Origin of the sequence: Pseudacidovorax intermedius (assembly GCF_003350475.1) — a bacterium.
In the GTDB taxonomy this organism is placed as follows: Bacteria; Pseudomonadota; Gammaproteobacteria; order Burkholderiales; family Burkholderiaceae_C; genus Xenophilus; species Xenophilus intermedius.
In genome coordinates this window covers 302,836-320,646 of sequence record NZ_QQAV01000001.1, presented here as the reverse complement: position 1 = coordinate 320,646, position 17,811 = coordinate 302,836, and the positions used below count along the sequence as shown (strand labels likewise).

Genomic DNA, 17,811 nt, shown 5'->3' with positions numbered 1-17,811 from the left:
CACCGGCGAGGGCGGCACGGTCACCGTGCGCGCGGCCGACGGCATCACCATCTCGCACGTGATCGGCGAACGCGTGGACGGCAGCAGCCCCACCCGCGCCCACGTGAAGGACGTGGTGATCGCCTCCACCTCCGGCGACGTCAACGTGATGCGCAACATCGAGGTGCAGGAGAGCGTGGCCATCACCGGCGCCAGCATCAACATGACGGCCGGCAGCCATGTCTTCGCCTTCGGCGAGGACTCGTCCATCTACATGCAGGCGCGCACGCGCCTGGTGCTGTCCAGCGCCTCCGCGGCGGGCAGCGACTCGCCCATCGTCAAGGCCGGCTCGCTGGTGCACCTGGCGGCGCCCACGGTGGTCATCAACGGCAACGTGCAGGTCGACCAGGACGCCGAGCATGGCCTGCTGCTGGTCAACGCAGGCACCTCGCTCACGCTGGGCGGCTTTCTGGGCTCCCGGCACGACGTGCACCTCAACGCGGGCGTGGACCTGGGCTGGAGCCGCGAGCGGCTGGAATCCGACATCGCGCGCGCGCAGCTGGCGGGCGGCAACATCCTGGTGCTGGAGCAGGGCAAGGTCAATGCCGAGGGCACGCTGGTCGTGCAGGCCGGCGGCGACGTGGTGCTCAAGTCCTCGCAGCAGCTCAAGGCCGTGCAGGCCGTGGAGGTCACCAGCTACACCACCACCGAGCAGACGGTGGACGTGGTCACCGGCTACCAGCAGGTGGCCGACGGCACCATCCAGGTGCCCGAGGTGAGCTGGCAGACGACGCAGGTCACCGAGCAGGTGGGCACCGAGCTGGTCAAGGTGGGCAGCAGCTATCACACGATGGACGTGACGCTGTCGCAGACCGGCTACTACAACCCCTCCGCCGCGGCCGACCAGCAGTTCCGCGAGTTCTTCATCGAGGGCGTGGACTACTTCAACACGGCCGAGGAGAAGGCGCTGAGCACGCTGCCCAACAAGGCGGCCATCCCGGTGATCGACTGGACGCGCGCCGGCGACGAGCAGAACCCCGGCCGCACGACCACCGCACCCAGCGGCGACTACAAGAGCTCGGACTACAAGAGCTTCTCGCAGCTCACCGATGCGCAGCGCTGGGCCGTGCTCAACACGCTCGGCTACATGCCGCTGTACGACTTCGGCTACGACAACGCCGTCACGCACCAGACGCTCAATGGCAACACCACCGAGTCGGCCTGGGCGCCGGACTGGAAGAACAACGCGCTGCAGGTCTTCTACGTCAACGTGGCCGGCTGGCGCGACAAGTACGTGCTGATGCCCGTGGGCGCGCAGGAAGACGTGCTGCGCGTGGTCAGCCAGGGCAGTGCGCTCTACCTCGACGGCGACACCAGCGCCGACGGCAGCAACGCCGGCGGCCACTGGGTGACGGACACGGTGTCGCACAGCGGCGAGCTGGTGGGCAGCTACATCGACAGGAGCAAGGTCTTCTACACGCAGGTCAGCTCCAGCTTCACGGGAACGGCCAGCAACTTCGACTGGTCCAACCAGTCGCTGGACTTCGACCATGACATCGGCCGCTGGAAGGTCAGCTACATGGACGGCACCGGCACCCGCCAGTACCTGGACATGGCCGACGACCACGACGCGACGATCAGCTACGCGCCCAAGTGGTCCTGGTTCGACAGCGAGGGCGCCAAGGTGCGCGCCAACAATGCCGCCTTCGGCATCAGCGCCATCCTGGCGAATGAGGACTACCGCGCCACACTGGCCTCGGGCACCGCCTCGCTGGTGCTGCAGTCCTCGGCCTTCGCGGGCACGCAGCAGGTCGGCGTGGCGCCGGGCATCCAGTCGGGCTATGCCGGCCCCGTCTTCTACTGGTGGGCCAACTACGTGGGCTATGCGCTGGAGGTCAAGAACGACACCAGCAACCTCGTGGGCAACTACAACGGCTCGCGCGGCGGCGACGACTGGAACGACGACATCCAGGCCGTGCGGTTCAGCTCGGCCACCTATGCGGTGCAGGTCTTCCAGCACAAGAACTACGGCGGCTGGGAAGAGAAGCTCACGAGCAGCAAGCAGAACTTCGGCGGCCACAACGACGAGATCACGGCCATCAAGGTCTGGGGCTACCGCTACGAGAACTACTGGAACTACACCTACCAGTGGACGGCCAAGACCGAGAACGTCTACGACCAGCGGGTGCAGCTCAAGTACCAGCTGGCCACGGTGGCGCAGGACATCGATGACTACCGGCCGGTCTACCAGACCACCACCAAGGAGGTGATGGTCACCACGCCGAAGGACGTGACCGTCTGGAAGTCGGTGCCGATCATCCAGAAGGTCACGCAGCTCGTCCCCGAGGCGCACACCGAGACGGTGGGCAGCAGCTACGGCGACTTCGGCGATGCCGCCGCGCTGGGCGCGAAGAACATCGTCATCGACGCCGGCGCCTCGGTGCGCCTGTCGGGCGTGGTCAGCGCCAGCGACCGGCTGGACGTGAGCGCCCGCACGCTGGTGCAGGTGCAGGGCGTGGCCGATGCGCTGGGCCAGGCCGTGCAGACCACGCTGCAGGCCCACAGCCTGAGCCTGGCCGCCGGCACCAGCCTGGAGGTGGCGGACAACGCCACCCTGCTGGGCACCGGCAGCGGCGCCACCGTGATGCTGCTGGCCGCGCAGGACCTGACGCTGGGCGGCGCCACGCATGCCGGCACCGGCACGGGCGACAGCCTGGCCAGCGTGACGGTGGATGCGGGTCGCGACCTGTTCCTCAGCGGCGCCGTGACCGCCGGCAGCATCGACCTGGAGGCCGGCTCGGCCGCCGCCGGCACGGCGCGCGACGGCGGCATCGAGGCCGACGCACAGACGGTGCTCAAGGCCACGGAGGGCGGACTGTCGCTCACCGCGGGCCGCTTCGGCGGCGACATCGTGCTCGACCATGCGACGCTGGAGGCCAGCGTCACGCAGGGCGTGCTGCATCTGCAGGCGCAGGCCGGCTTCATCGAACAGCGCCGCGACCTGGTGCAGCTGCCGGGCACCACGGGCGACGAGAACAAGGTCTGGGTGGCCGTGGGCACCATTGCCGCGCGCCGCCTGGAGGCCTCGGCCGAGACCGGCCTGACCCTCGGAACCCGCGTGTCTGAGGCGCAGCTGGCGCTCACCGGCGTGGGCAACATCGACCTCGTCAACACCGGCGCGCTGAGGCTGGACGCCCAGACCGCCGACGGTGGCATCACCGTGAGCAACACCGGCCTGCTCAAGGCCGTCCGCGTGCTCACACTGGGCGCGAGCGACCGCAACGACATCGCGCTCTCCGCCTTCAGTGCCGCCGGCCTGACGGGCGACCTGGTGCTGGGCGACGTGCGCAACGACGCGCGCGGCGACGTCACCCTCAGCGCCCAGGGCCAGGTCTGGCACGACGACGACACCCGCGTGGTGGCCGACGAGCTGGTGCTGACGGGCACCGGCGCGGTGGACATCGCCACCAACGTCAACAGCCTGCGCCTGGCGGTGCAGGACGCCGCCAGCGCCACCGTGGCGCAGGGCGAGCGCCGCCTGACGGTGCAGGACGTGCAGATCGCCGATGGCAGCTTCACCCTCACCGGCGAAGGCGTGGTCGAACTGGTCGAGGTGGTGCTGCGCACCAACAAGGCCGGCAACGACGTCAAGGTGGATGCGCTGCAGGACCTGCTGGTGCGCCATGTCTCGGCGGGCGTCCATGCCGCCACCGCGGCCGACCTGCCGGTGGTGGATGGCCAGGCCCAGCAGAGCCTGAGCTCGGCCGGCCTGGTGACGCTGATCTCGCGCCAGGGCGCCGTGGCCGAGTCCTTCGCCGACGCGGCGGTGGACGTGGTGGCGCAGCGCCTGACGGTGCGCGCCGCCACCGGCATCGCCGGGCTGGAGATCGCCGTCAACGAACTCGACGCAACCACCACGGGCGGCGACATCGCGCTGCACGACTTCGACGGCGTGGGCGAGAAGTACACCGGCCTCACCGTCGTCCAGGCCCTGAGCAGCGTGACCGCCGGCACCGGCAACACGCGCGTGGCCATCGAGAGCGAAGGCAGCCTGCTGGTGGACGTGGACGGCCGCATGGCGGGCGACACCGTGTCGCTCACCAGCCACCAGGGCAGCGTGGTCGTCAAGACGCCCAAGGCCGGCGATTCGCTGGCCTACAGCCGCGGCGTGGTCTTCGACGCGGCGCAGACGGTGGAGCTCTACCGCTTCTTCGAGGCGCCCGAGTGGATGGAATACCGCGCGGGCAAGTACTTCGTGTTCGGCACCGAGGCCTCGCGCGGCGAGCCGGTCACCAAGCTGCTGCCCACCACGCTCAGCGCCGACACGCTGATCCTGCAGACCGGCGAGAGCCTGAACCTCAAGGACGTGACGCTCAGCGTCAACCGCCACCTGGAACTGGTGGCGGGCCAGAACGTCAACCTGAGCGGCACCGTCGCCGTCAAGGCGCAGCACTACGACGGCAGCGCCGCGCTCGATGCCATCGAGCAGGTGATCGTGCGCGCCGAAGGCGCCACGGCCGTGCAGCAGTCGGTGGACGTCAACGCCAGCGGCAGCACCTCGGTCAATGCGCCGGCGCAGGAGACGGGCTTCATCAACCTGCAGGTGGACCAGCTGCCCGCGCTGCGCTTCGACCTGCGGGCGCGGCAGGACATCTTCGTCCACGTGCAGGACGACCTGACGCTCAGCGGCTTCGTCGGCGGGCTGCAGGGCTTCGATCCGGCCCGCAACGTGACGCTGATCGTGGACGGCACGCTGGCCGTGCAGAGCGGCATCGTGGCCGCGGCCACCACCGGCGGTGTGCTCAGCCTCACGGCGCAGGCCGTCACGAGCGACGGCGCCTCGGTGTTCATCTCCGACCGCCTGGAAGTGCAGACCGCGGGCGACGCCCAGCTCAACACGCTGGTGGACACGCTCAAGGTGCGCTCGACCGTGCACGGCGCCATCCGCATCAACGAGGCCACGGGCCTGGTGGTGGAGCTGGCCAGCGCGCGCGACGGCCTGATCGACATCGCCGCCGGCGGCGACCTGTACCTGCGCGAGGTGCGCAACTTCGCCGGCGGCAGCGACATCGACCTGCGCGCGGCCGGCGTCATGTACGTCGACCTGGTGGAGGCCGCGACCGACCTGGGCGCCGAGAAGACCTCCGGCCGCATCACCGCCGACGCGCTGCACGGCGTGAAGGAATGGAAGGCCCTGTCGGTCGCCACGCTGCAGCCCGACGGCACCACCACGGTGGTGACCGATGCCTATGACGACCGCACCGCCGACCTCTACGGCCACCAGGTGACGGTGCGCGGCGCGGCGCAGATCACCCAGCTCACCGACCCCGGCAAGCACGGCAATGGCGACGACGTCGAGGTGCGCACCATCGCCGCCGGCGGCTTCAGCTACGACCCGCAGAGCACCGTCACCGAGCATTCGCTGCTGGAGGCCGGTGGCGCCATCGTCAACCTGCAGGGCCAGACGCTCACGCCGGCCGGCGTGTCGGTGGCGCAGGTCAGCACGCTGGCCTTCGGCATCCAGCCGGCGGCGGGGCAGATCTACGCCGTCACCGTCAACGGCCATGCCTACAGCGTGACCGCGGCCCAGGGCGACACGGCGGCCGGCGTGCTCGGCGCGCTCAAGACACGCATCGAGCAGGGCGAGGCCATCGCCGTCACGGTGGATGCGGACAACCTGCGGCTGGTGCTCAGCGCCGAGCAGGGCAACACGCCCTTCACCCTGGCCGGCGTGTCGCTGACGCTGCCCACGCTCGATGCCGTCACCGGCGGCGTGGCCAAGGACGGCAGCAGCCTCGACACCGGCGCCGGCGACGTGGCACCGGGCTTCGACCAGGCGCAGCACACCAACGTGCTGTTCGACAGCGGCACCGCGCCGCAGTCCGGCAAGCTCTACGGCCTCACGCTGGACGGGCACGACTACCTCGTGCGGCTGGGCACCAATGCCTTCATCGACGTCACCGGCCTGGGCAACGGCAGCGGCAGCCTCGACGTGCTGGCGCTGCAGGCCGACAGCCGCCTGGGCACGGCCAGCGGCACGGCCTCGGGCAACGACGTCACTGTCGACCTGGCGGGCCTGTCCGGCATCGTCGCGGGCGCGCACTACACGCTCACCGTGGCCGACGGCAAGCGCTTCGACGTGATCGCCGTCGACGGCGACACCCGCGCCAGCATCGCCGGCAAGCTGGCGGCGATGGCCGACGCCGACCCCACCATCGCGGCGCAGGCCTCGGGCACCGTCATCACCTTCAGCGCGGGCGCCACGCTCGCGGCCACCCAGGTCGGCGGCAGCTCGATGCAGAGCGTGCAGGCCGGCCAGGCGGGCCTGCTGCAGGACGGCACCACCGAGGGCGGCCGCCACTTCGACCTGAGCAGCCTGCAGGTGCAGCAGGGCTGGCGCTACGTGTTGACCGTGGGTGGCCAGAGCTTCAGCTACACCGCAGCCAGCGGCGACGGCCTGGCGGCCGTGGTGCAGGGGCTGGCGGCGGCGGTCGACGCCCATGCCAGCTACGGCGCCACCGCCACGGTGGCCAGCGTGACCGACTGGGCTTCGCTGCGCACGGCGCTGGCGGCGCAGATCGAGCGCGGCGAGGCCATCGACGCCACGGCCTACGACGGCCGGGTGCTCGACCTGCGCAGCCTGACGGTCGCGGCCGGCACGGCCTACACCATCACCCTCGACGGCACGGCCTACAGCTACACCGCGCAGGACGGCGACAGCGCCCAGGCCGTCACGGCCCAGCTGCTGACGCTGATCCAGGAGGGCGGCTACAAGGTCAGCAGCGACTTTGCCGATCCGCAGTCGGGCGCCGGCGGCGTGCTGACGGTGCTCAGCACCTCCTCCATCGCCTCCGCCTCCACCAGCTTCGGCGCCAGCGTGGCGCAGCGCAGCGTGATCGGCCTTGCGGCCGAGGCGGTCAACGACGCCTTCGGCACGGTGGCCCTGGGCCAGTCGGGCGCAGTTGCCGCCACCTTCGACACCGACATGGACGCGGGCACGCAGGTGCAGCAGAAGAGCCATGTGGTCTTCGCCGATCCGGCGACGGCCGGCTACACGCTGGCCGCGGGCAGCGTCTTCACGGTGCAGGTCAACGGCCACAGCTACAGCGCCACCGTGGGCAGCGGCGGCGTGACCGCCAGCTGGGCCTCGGTGCTGGGCGCCCTGGCCACCGCCATCGAGGCGGGCGAGGTGGACGGCGGCCATGCGCTGCTGGACGTGGGCTTCGATGCCGCCACGCGCCAGCTGGTGCTGACGGCCAACGATGCCAACCAGGCCTTCACCGTCGACGACGTGACGGTGCAGCGCCTGTCGCAGACGGCGGTGGCCGGCGGCGTGATCGACGCGGGCAGCGTGCTGGCCGCGGCCGGCCAGGACGCCACGCAGGCCAGCCGCCTCACGTTCAGCGGCACGCCGCAGGCGGGCGTGGACTACACCGTGCAGGTGGGCGCGCGCAGCTACACCGTGCATGTGGGCGACACCGTGGGCGGCCAGGCCGTCACGGCCGACTGGGCCTCGGTGCTGGGCGCGCTGGAGCAGCGCATCGAGCAGGACGGCGTGGTCTCTGCCAGCGTGCAGGGCAGCACCCTCACGCTCACGGCGCTGCAGGCCAATGCGGCCTTCGAGCTCAAGGGCAGCGTGCGCGATGCCGCCGCCACCCAGGCGCTCACCAAGAGCGGCGACTATGTGCTGATCGTCCCCGACCGCAGTGCCGGCGATGCCAGCCTGCTGGTCAGCGGCAGCCTGACGGTGGTCAACCTGCCCACCTACGACGGCGACAACCTCACGCTCGGCGCGGGCCGCGACCTGGTGGTCGTCTCCGACATCGACGTGGGCAGCGGCGGCACGGTCACGCTCAGCGCCGGCGCCTCGCTCACGCTGGGCGGCACGCTCAGCGCGGGTGCGCTCACGGTGTCGGCCGGCCACGACCTGACGCTCACCACCGAGGTCGGCACGCTGCAGGTCACCATGACCGGCGACGGCAACCTCACGGTGATCCAGACCGGCGCGCTGGAGATCACCGGCATCCAGATGGCCGGCGGCAACATCACCATCGTGGCCGATGGCGACGTGCGCATCGGTGCCATCACCGGCACCGCGGGCGACGTGAGCATCACCTCGCGCACCGGCGCCATCGCCATCGACAGCATGGCCTCGGCCGGCGCGGTGACGCTGACGGCGGCCGGCGCGGTGTCGGCGGGCCGGCTGGTCAACGGCGCGGTGGTCGGCACCATCGAGGCCGACACGCTGACGGTGACCGCCGGCTCGGCCATCGACATCTACGAGAAGGACGGCATGACCGTCACCCAGGCGCTGAGCACCAGCCACGCGGCGGTGCACCTGCAGTCGGGCGGCGCCATGACCGTCGACGGCGCCATCGCCACCACCGGCAGCGCCGGCATCTCGCTGGTCACCACGGCCGGCGTGCTGACGCTGAACCAGGCGCTGTCCAGCGCCTCGGGCGACGTGACGGTGCGCGGCCAGGGCGGCCTGGCCATGAGCGGCCAGGGCGACATCACCAGCGTCTCGGGCGCGGTGACGCTGGACGCCGGCGCCGGCAGCCTCTCGATGGAAGGCGACACCGTCGTCAATGCCGGCAGCGGCGCCATCTCGCTCGATGCGGGCGGCGCCATCCTGCTGGGCAAGCTGCGCACCACCCACGACGGCGAGCTGCGCATCGTGGCCGGCGGCGTGCTGGACGTGGCCGAGGGCAGCACCGACGTCATCGCGGCCGACGCGCTGCTGTACATCCGCTCCAGCGGCGGCATCGGCGAGGACGGCAATGCGCTCGAAGTGCAGGTGCGGGCGCTGGACTTCGTCAACACCGGCCACGGCGACGTGTTCATCGAGGAGGTGGACGGCCTGCAGCTGGTGGGCGTGGACCAGCAGGCCGCGGGCCGCGTCTCGATCCTGGCGGGCCATGGCGACATCGACGTGCTGTCGAGCGGCACCGGCGTGCACAGCGCCGGCGGCGACCTGGCGCTGTATGCGGGCGGCAGCCTGCACATCGGCCAGGCGGTCGACACCACGGGCGGCAGCATCGCCCTCACGGCCGAGGGCGGCGACATCTCGCTGGGCGCCACCGTCAAGGCCGGCGGCAGCGGCAACATCGGGGTGCGCGCGCTCGCCGGCTCGGTGGTCAACGACAGCGCCGCGCTGGGCTGGCTGCGCGACGGCAGCGGCTTCGACGCCGACATCGACTGGATGCTCTCGCGCAACAAGTTCACCATGGACCAGGCCACCGGCCTGATCGCCGTGGCGAACCTGGAGGACTACAACGCCGCCTCGCACGTGCCCAACGGCACGGTGCTGCGCAGCGCCGGCGGCCCCATGCTGTCGGCCGCCGGCGGCGGCATCACCATCACGGCCAAGGGCTCGGTGGGCCAGCGCTACGAGGACTTCACCTTCAGCCCGCAGGCCATCGTGGTGGACGCGCAGTCGCTCACCGTTTCCAGCACCAGCCGGCAGGACGTGGTGGTGTTCGCCACCGGCTCCATCGTCGTGCACTCGGACGCCGCGGCGGCCGGCTCGCGCGGCGGCCAGACCGACGTGGCGGCGCTGCAGGGCGAGCAGAAGTTCGTCAACGACGTGGACGCGGGCGGGCAGGACATCACCATCCGCTCCGACCAGGTGAGCATCGCCGCCGACGTGCGCAGCGCCGGGGCCACGCTCACCTTCAAGCCCTCGGACCCGACCGGCACCGTGGTGCTGGGCGATGCCGGCAGCACCGGCGGCGGCATGCAGCTGAGCAACGACTCGCTGTCGCACCTGCAGGACGGCTTCGGCCAGATCGTCATCGGCGGCACCGACACCGCGCTCAAGGTCTACCTGGGCGGCGAGGGCGTGTCCGGCGGCACGATCCAGGTCAAGGACGACCTGGTCATCCTCAACCCCAACCTGGGCGGCGAGGTCTACATCAACCAGGAGCTGGTGCTGACGCACGACGCCTCGCTGACCATCAGCGGCTCGGGCAACACCACCACGGTCTCGGCCAACGCGTCCTCGGACTCGGACATCACCATCAACGACTCGGTGCGCATCAACGGCGGCACCGCCAGCGCGCCGATCACCCTGCGCGCCGGCACCGACGGCACCGGCAGCCTGCAGCTGGGCAGCCTGCCCTCGCACATGCTCAACGGCAACCAGGACGCCACGCCCGACTACCTGCGCCTGGAGGCGGCCGACAACATCGTCATCAGCGGCACCGTGGGCGGCGACGATGCGCTCGAAGGCCTGACCATCGGCGGCGTGACGGTGGGCAGCGAGGTCAACCTGCCCAACAACGTCACCTTCTACGGCCCGGTCACCGTCAACGGCGACCTGCAGATCACCGCCAGCGGCGTGGTCACCTTCTACAGCGACGTGGTGCTCACCTCGGGCAAGCTGGTGATCCAGGGCGCGAGCCAGGTGATCTTCAAGGGCGGCGTAGTGGTGCAGGGCGGTGGCGACATCGTGCTGCAGGGCGACGAGATCGACTTCCAGGGCGGTGACGAGTCCATCGTGGGCACCGGCAAGCTCTGGCTGCGGCCCACCACCACCAGCCTCAACATCGAGGTGGGTTCGCCGATCAACAGCGTGACCAACGCCACGCTCAACATCAACGACCAGGAGGTGCGCAAGCTGGCCGACGGCTTCAGCACCATCGTGATCGGCGGCTACGACAGCAGCACCGGCCATGCCACCGGCACCGGCACCGTGCGCATCGCGGCGCTGACCACGGCCGGCCAGCCGCTGCTGCGCGACAACCTGGAGGTCTATGGCCAGAACATCACGGTGGAGGATGCCAACCTCGCCAACCAGACGCTGCTGGTGGAAGGCACGGTCAAGCTCGACGCGATCGGCAACATCCGCATCGGCAACACCATGGAGGCGCGCACCGCGGCGGGCGTGCAGGACATCGTCCTGTACTCGGCCACGGGCTCGGTGCAGCAGTTCGACGCCGCCACCGACGGCGCCACGGGCGAGGCGCTGATCGGCGGCCACCTGACGGTGACCGCGGCCTCGGGCATCAACCTGGGCGCCACCCAGCTCGACAGCGTCAGCGCCACGCACACGGGCACCCTGGGCGACATCACCATCCGCGAGACCGCGGCCGGCGGCGACCTCACGGTGCTGGGCGTGGCCCAGACGCAGGCGGGCGCCAGCGGCAACATCGGCGTGGCCACCACGGCCGGCCAGCTCACGGTGGCGGCTTTGGGCACCGGCGTGCTGCAGGCCGGCAGCGGCAGCGTGTCGCTGACAGCCGACGGCGGCAGCCTGGTGGTGCACCAGGCCATCGCCAGCACCACCGGCGCCGTGTCGCTCACGGCCAGCGGCGGCATCGTGCTGCTGGACGACACCACGCACGACGGGCGCATCGCCACCACCGGCGGCAGCGTGACGCTGCGCGCCAATGGCGGCAGCGCCTCGCTGGGCGGCGACATCGCCGCCGCCGGCGGCCTGGTGGACGTGCGCGCCAGCGCCGGCATCGCCATGGCCGACGGCACGACCATCGGCTCGCTCAACGCCGGCAACACCGGCGCCGTGACGCTGACGGCCGACAGCGGCGACCTCTCGCTCAGCCGCATCCTGGCGGGCGGGCTGGTGACGCTCACAGCCACCGGCGGCGCGATCCGCGACAACCTGAGCGGCGACGGGCCCAACATCGACGGCGACACCGCCGCGCTGCGCATGAGCGCCGCGGCCGGCATCGGCGCCGCCTCGGCCGCGCTGCAGACCCGCGTGGCCCAGCTGAGCGCCACCAACGGCGCCACGGGCGGCGTGTACGTGCAGGAGGCCACGGCCCTGCGCCTGGTGGCCTCGGGCATGACCGCCATCGACAACGCCGGCAGCGGTGCCATCGTGATCCAGACCACCGACGGACGGCTGGTGGTCGAAGGCACGGTGCGCCAGACCGGCAGCGGCCACATCCGCCTGCGCAGCGGCGAGGCGGCCGAAGGCACCGATGCCACGCTGGAGCTGCGCGCCGACGTGAGCACCGCCGGCGGCGGCAGCCTCTCGCTGCTGTCGGCCGACGGCATCGTCGGCAGCAGCGCCTTCAAGGCGCAGGCCCTGGGCGGCAGCGCCACCGTGGAGCTGGCGGCCGACGCCGGCATCGCGCTGGACGCCGCGGCCCGCGTGCTGAGCGCGGGCGGCAACATCCGCATCGATGCCGCCGGCGGCGACGCGGTGATCGGCACCGTGGGCACCGGCAGCAGCAGCGCGGGCCTGATCGCCATCGGCGCCTCGGGCTCGATCCTGGACGCGGATGCCGACGGCGCCTCGCCGCAGCTGGTCAACCTGACGGCGGGCGCGGTGCGCCTGGTGGCGGGCGGCAGCATCGGCACGGCGGCCAACCGCATCGAGACCTCGGTGAGCACCCTGGCCGCCAGTGCGGGCGGCGGCGGGCTCTTCGTGGGCGAGGAGAACGGCCTGACGATCGGCAGCGTGGCGGCCGTGGCGGTCAACCGCATCGGCGCCGACGGCAGCAGCGTCTCGTCCGCCAGCGGCACCACCCTGGTGGGCCTGCGCAGCGGCGACGGCGGCGCCATCGTGGTGACCAACGGCCTGTCCCGCGCCGGCGACCTGATCGTGGACGCGGCCGTGACGGCCGGCGGCAGCGGCAACGTGCTGCTCGCCAATGCCTGGACCGGTGCCACGCCGGGCAGCCTGCAGATCCGCGCGGCCGTGGGCTCCGGCAGCGGCGACCTGACGCTGAGCGCGGGCGGCGCCATCGCCCAGGCCGCGGGCATTGCCCTGGCCACGGGCGGCGGCCACATCGCGGTGCTGGCCGGCACCAGCTTCACCATGGGGGCGGGCGCCGTGGCCCAGACCGACGGCGGCAACATCCAGGTGATGGCCACCACCGGCTCGGCCACGCTGGGCCTGCTGGATGCGCGCAGCGCCGCCGACCGCACGGCCGGCAGCCTGAGCGGCCAGTCCGGCTGGGGCTCGGTGAGCGTGCAGGCGGGCGCCTCCATCCTCGACGACGAGGGCGAGACCGTGCCGTCGGTGGACGTGTATGCGCGCAACCTGCGCCTGCTGGCGGGCAGTGCCGCAGGCAACGGCATCGGCAGCGGCAGCAACGCGCTGGAGATCGAGGCGGCCGTGATGGGCGCCGCGGCCACCGGCACGGGCGGCGTGTTCGTGGCGGACGCCAGCGACCTCACGGTCGACAACATGAGCGTCATCGTGGTGAACCGGGTGGCCGTGGACGGCGTCAGCACCGGCACCTCCGCCGGCCGCATCTCCGATGTGGTCAGCGGCGGCAGCGTGGTGCTCACGGCCGCGGGCAGCCTGACCGTGGACGAGGGCACGGCCAACGACCGCGGCATCGACGCCGCGGGCACCCTGCGGCTGGAGGCCGGCACCGACCTCGCGCTCAATGCCCGCATCGGTGCGGGCGGCGCGGCCAGCCTGATCGCCGGGCGCGACCTGCTGCAGGCGGCCACGGTGGCCAGCAGCGGCACTGGCGCCAGCGTGGAGCAGGTCGCCGGACGCGACCTGCTGCAGACGGCCGGCAGCGGCCAGACCCGCACGGCGGGCGGCAACGTGGTCTTCACCGCGGCGCGCGACGTGGGGCTGGAGTTGGTCGACGCCGGCAGCGGCAGCGTGGCCATCGCGGCCACGGCCGGCAGCATCCTGGACGTGGATGGCGGCAGCGACCTGGACGTGAGCGCCACGGCGCTGCGCCTGACGGCCGGCACGGCCATTGGCAGCGGTGGCAATTCGCTCGACACCTCGGTGGGCACGCTCAGTGCCGCGGCGGGTGCGGGCGGGCTGTTCGTCAGCGAGGCCGACGGCCTGGTGGTGGGCAGCGTGACGGTCGACGCGAGCCGCGTTGCCGCCACCGGGCTGGCCGGCACCGTGGCCGGCACCGCGCAGGAGGACCTCTCGGCCACCGGCGCGGGCGCCATCGTGCTGCAGGTGCAGGCGGGCAGCCTGACCGTGGGCGCCGGCACGGCCGGCACCGCGGGCGTGAGCGCGGCCAGCGGCACCGTGCGGCTGCAGGCCGCGGGCGACGTGACCCTCGCGGCGGACGTGGGCTCGGGCAGCGGCAGTGTGAGTGTGCTTTCCACCGGCGGCAGCCTCGCGCTGTCGGCGGGCGTGGTGCTTTCCACCGGCGGCAGCGGCACGGTGGACCTGCAGGCGCAGGGCAACGTCGCCATCGCCGACGGCAGCGTGCTGCGCACCGGCGGCGGCAACATCCGCGTGGAAGCGACCACCAGCGACCTCACGGTCGGCCTGGTCGATGCGCGCACCGCGGCCGACCGTGCGGCCGGCAGCCTGGCCGGCCAGTCCGGCTGGGGCGCCGTGAGCCTGGTGGCCGGCGGCGCGATCCTGGACAACGCCAGCGAGGCCACGGCGGGCGCCGTCGATGTGCAGGCCTCCCAGCTGCGCCTGTCGGCGGGCGGCGCCATCGGCAGCGGCGCCAATGCGCTGGAGACGGAAGCGGCGGTGCTGAGCGCCTCGGCCGGCGCCGGCCTCTTCGTCGCCGAATCCACGGCCCTGACCGTGGGCGCGGTCGGCGAGATCGCGGTGGTGCGCGTCGGGCTCGACGGTGGCAGCACCGCGTCGCGCGCCGATGCCGCGCAGGCCGCCTTCACGGCGGGCGGCGCGCTGGTGCTGGGCACCGCGGCGGGCACGCTCACCGTGCAGACGGCCGGCACTGCCGGCGGCAACCTGCGGCTGCAGGCCGGCGGCACCGGGGCCGACCTGGTGATCGATGCGGCCCTCACGGCCACGGCCGGCCACATCACGCTGGCCGCCGCGCAGGACCTGCGGCAGAACGCCGCCGTCGCCACGCTGGGCAGCGGCGCCACGGTCGGCGCCACCGCCGGCCGCGACCTGGTGCAGGCGCAGGGCAGCGGCACCATCGCGACGGTGGACGGCAACGTCCTGCTGAGCGCGCTGGGCGGCGACCTGACGCTGGAGTCGGTGGACGCCGGCAGCGGCCGCGTGGCGCTGAGCGCGTCGGGCCGCATCGTCGACGGCGACGCGGCCGGCGACACCGACGTGGACGTGCGCGCCAGCGCCCTGCGCCTCGACGCGGGCACGGCCATCGGCAGCGGCGCCAACGCGCTGGAGACCACCGTCGCCACGCTGAGCGCGAGTGCCGGTGCGGGCGGCCTGTTCATCGCCGAAAGCGATGGCCTGGCGGTGGATGCCGTCACCGTGGACGTGCAGCGTGTGCAGGCCGACGGCAGTGCCGTGGCCACCCAGAACGCGGCGCAGGAGGACCTGGCCGCCACTGGCGCCGGCGCCATCGTGCTCACCAGCGCCACCGGCGACCTGGTGCTGCGCGCCGGCACGGCCGGCAGCGGCGGCGTGAGCGCCGGCAGCGGCTCCGTGCTGCTGCAGGCCCTGACCGGCGCCATCACCCTCGACGGGGCGGTGGTGTCGCAGGGCGGCGCGATCAGCGTGCGGGCCGGCACCGCGGTCACGGCCAATGCCGACATCCGCAGCAGCGGTGCCGGCAGCCTGGACGTGCAGGCCGGCAGCGGCGCGCTGACGCAGGCGGTGGGCAGCAGCTTCGCCACCGGCAGCGGCGACATCCGCCTGCAGGCGGGTGGTGCGGCCACCCTGGCGCGCGTCGGCACCACCGGCAATGTGGCGGTGACGGCGGGCGGCGCGATCCTCGACGCCGACGCCGCGGGCGACAGCACGGTCAACATCCAGGCCGCGGGCCTGCGGCTGGATGCGGGCGGCAGCATCGGCACCGGCGCCAACGCGCTGGAGACCACGGTGGCCACGCTCTCGGCGCGCGCCGGGGCCACGGGCATGTTCCTGCTCGAATCCGACGGCCTGGCCGTCGGCGCGGTGGCGGCGAGCGTGCAGCGCGTGGCGGCGGACGGCAGCCTCTCGGCCCTGGCCGATGCCGCGCAGTCCGACATCGTCACCACCGGCAACACCGGCGTGGTGCTGCGCAGCACCACCGGCGACCTCGTGCTCGGCGACGGCGGCAACGCCGACGGCGTGGCCGTGGCGGCCGGCAACGGCAGCGGCGCGGGCGGCCATGTGCGCATCGAGGCGCTGGCGGGCCGGGTGATCGCCGACGCGGCCATCACCACCAGCGGCAGCACCGGCGGCTTCGTCACGGTGCTGGGCCAGACGGGCGTGCGCTTCAACGGCGCGGTGGGCATCGCCACCGGCCTGGTGGGCGGCGTGGACGTGGAATCGGCCCTGGGCAGCATCGTCCAGGCGGCCGGCAACACCATCACGGCCGGCGGCACGGTGCGCCTGCTCGCGGCGCAGGACGTGGTGGTGGGCGTGATCGCGCTCACCTCGGCCACCGGCGGCGTCTCGGTCACCGCCACCGCGGGCAGCATCCTCGATGCCGACGCGGACGGCGACAGCAGCGTCAACATCACCACCGGCAATGTCTCGGGCGGCCTGCGCCTGGCGGCCGGCACCGGCATCGGCGCCGCGGGCAACCACCTGGAGACGGCCACCGTCAACCTCAGTGCCCAGGCGGCCGGCGGCGGCCTGTTCCTGAGCGAGGCCGACGGCGTGACCGTGACCACCGTCTCGGTGGCGGTGCAGAAGGTGAATGCGGCCGGCACGCTGGACGCCGCCACCGTGGACGCGGCCCAGTCGGACCTGCGCACCACTGGCGGCAACGGCAGCATCGTGCTGCGCACCGGCGGCAGCGGCACGCTGACGCTGACCGACGGCCAGCCCGGCTCGCTGGACGGTGCGGCCGTGTCGGCCAACGGCAGCGGCAATGTGGTGCTGCAGAGCGCCGGGGCGATCAGCGCCGCGGCCAATGCCGACGTGCTGAGCGGCAGCGGTGCGATCAGCCTGCGTGCGGGTGGCGCCATCGGCTTCGACGCCGGGGCGGACCTCCGCACGGGCGGCGCCGGCACGGTGGACGTGGACGCGGCGGGTGCCCTGACGATGAACGCCGGCAGCCTGCTGACCAGCGGCACGGGCACGGTGCGCGTGAACGCGGGCACCACGGCCACCATCGGCCGCATCACGACCGGCGGCACCGTCTCCATCGTGGCCGGCACGGCCATCGTGGACGCGGACGCGGCCGGCGACAGCACGGTCAACATCGAGGCGGCCAGCCTGCGCCTGCAGGCGGGCACGGCCATCGGCAGCGCCACCAACGCGCTGGAGACCAAGGTCACCACACTGAGTGCGAGCGCCGGCAACGGCGGCGTCTACCTGCTGGAGGCCGACGGTCTGACCGTGGGCGACGTGGCGGCCAGCATCAACCGCGTGGGCGCCGACGGCACCACGACGGTGGTGGCCGATGCGGCGCAGTCGGACCTGCGCACGCTGGGCGGCAACGGCGCGGTGGTGCTGCAGAGCACGACGGGCGACCTGGTGCTGGGCGATGGCACGGCCAACGGCGCGGGCGTGAGCGTGTCGGCCCATGGCAGCGGCAACGTGCTGGTGCAGGCGCTGGCGGGCAACGTGACGGTGCAGGCCGACGTGCTGAGCACGAGTGGCGCGATCAGCCTGCGTGCGGGCGGCGCCATCGGCTTCGACGCCGGGGCGGACCTCCGCACGGGCGGCGCCGGCACGGTGGACGTGGACGCGGCGGGCGCCCTGGCGATGAACGCCGGCAGCCTGCTGACCAGCGGCACGGGCACGGTGCGCGTGAACGCGGGCACCACGGCCACCATCGGCCGCATCATGACCGGCGGCACCGTCTCCCTCGTGGCCGGCACGGCCATCGTGGATGCGGACGCGGCCGGCGACAGCACGGTCAACATCGAGGCGGGCAGCCTGCGCTTGCAGGCCGGCACGGCCATCGGCAGCGCCACCAACGCGCTGGAGACCAAGGTCACCACACTGAGTGCGAGCGCCGGCAACGGCGGCGTCTACCTGCTGGAGGCCGACGGTCT

General features: G+C 72.8%; 1 protein-coding gene (only partly in view). It reads left to right on the top strand.

All coding sequences use genetic code 11. From position 1 onward, the window contains the following. On the top strand, positions 1-17,811 hold part of the coding region annotated (locus DFR41_RS01415) for an LEPR-XLL domain-containing protein (RefSeq protein WP_114801432.1) (this coding region is incomplete at its 3' end). 24,467 nt of the annotated region lie to the left of the window's left edge; 17,811 of 42,278 annotated nt are visible.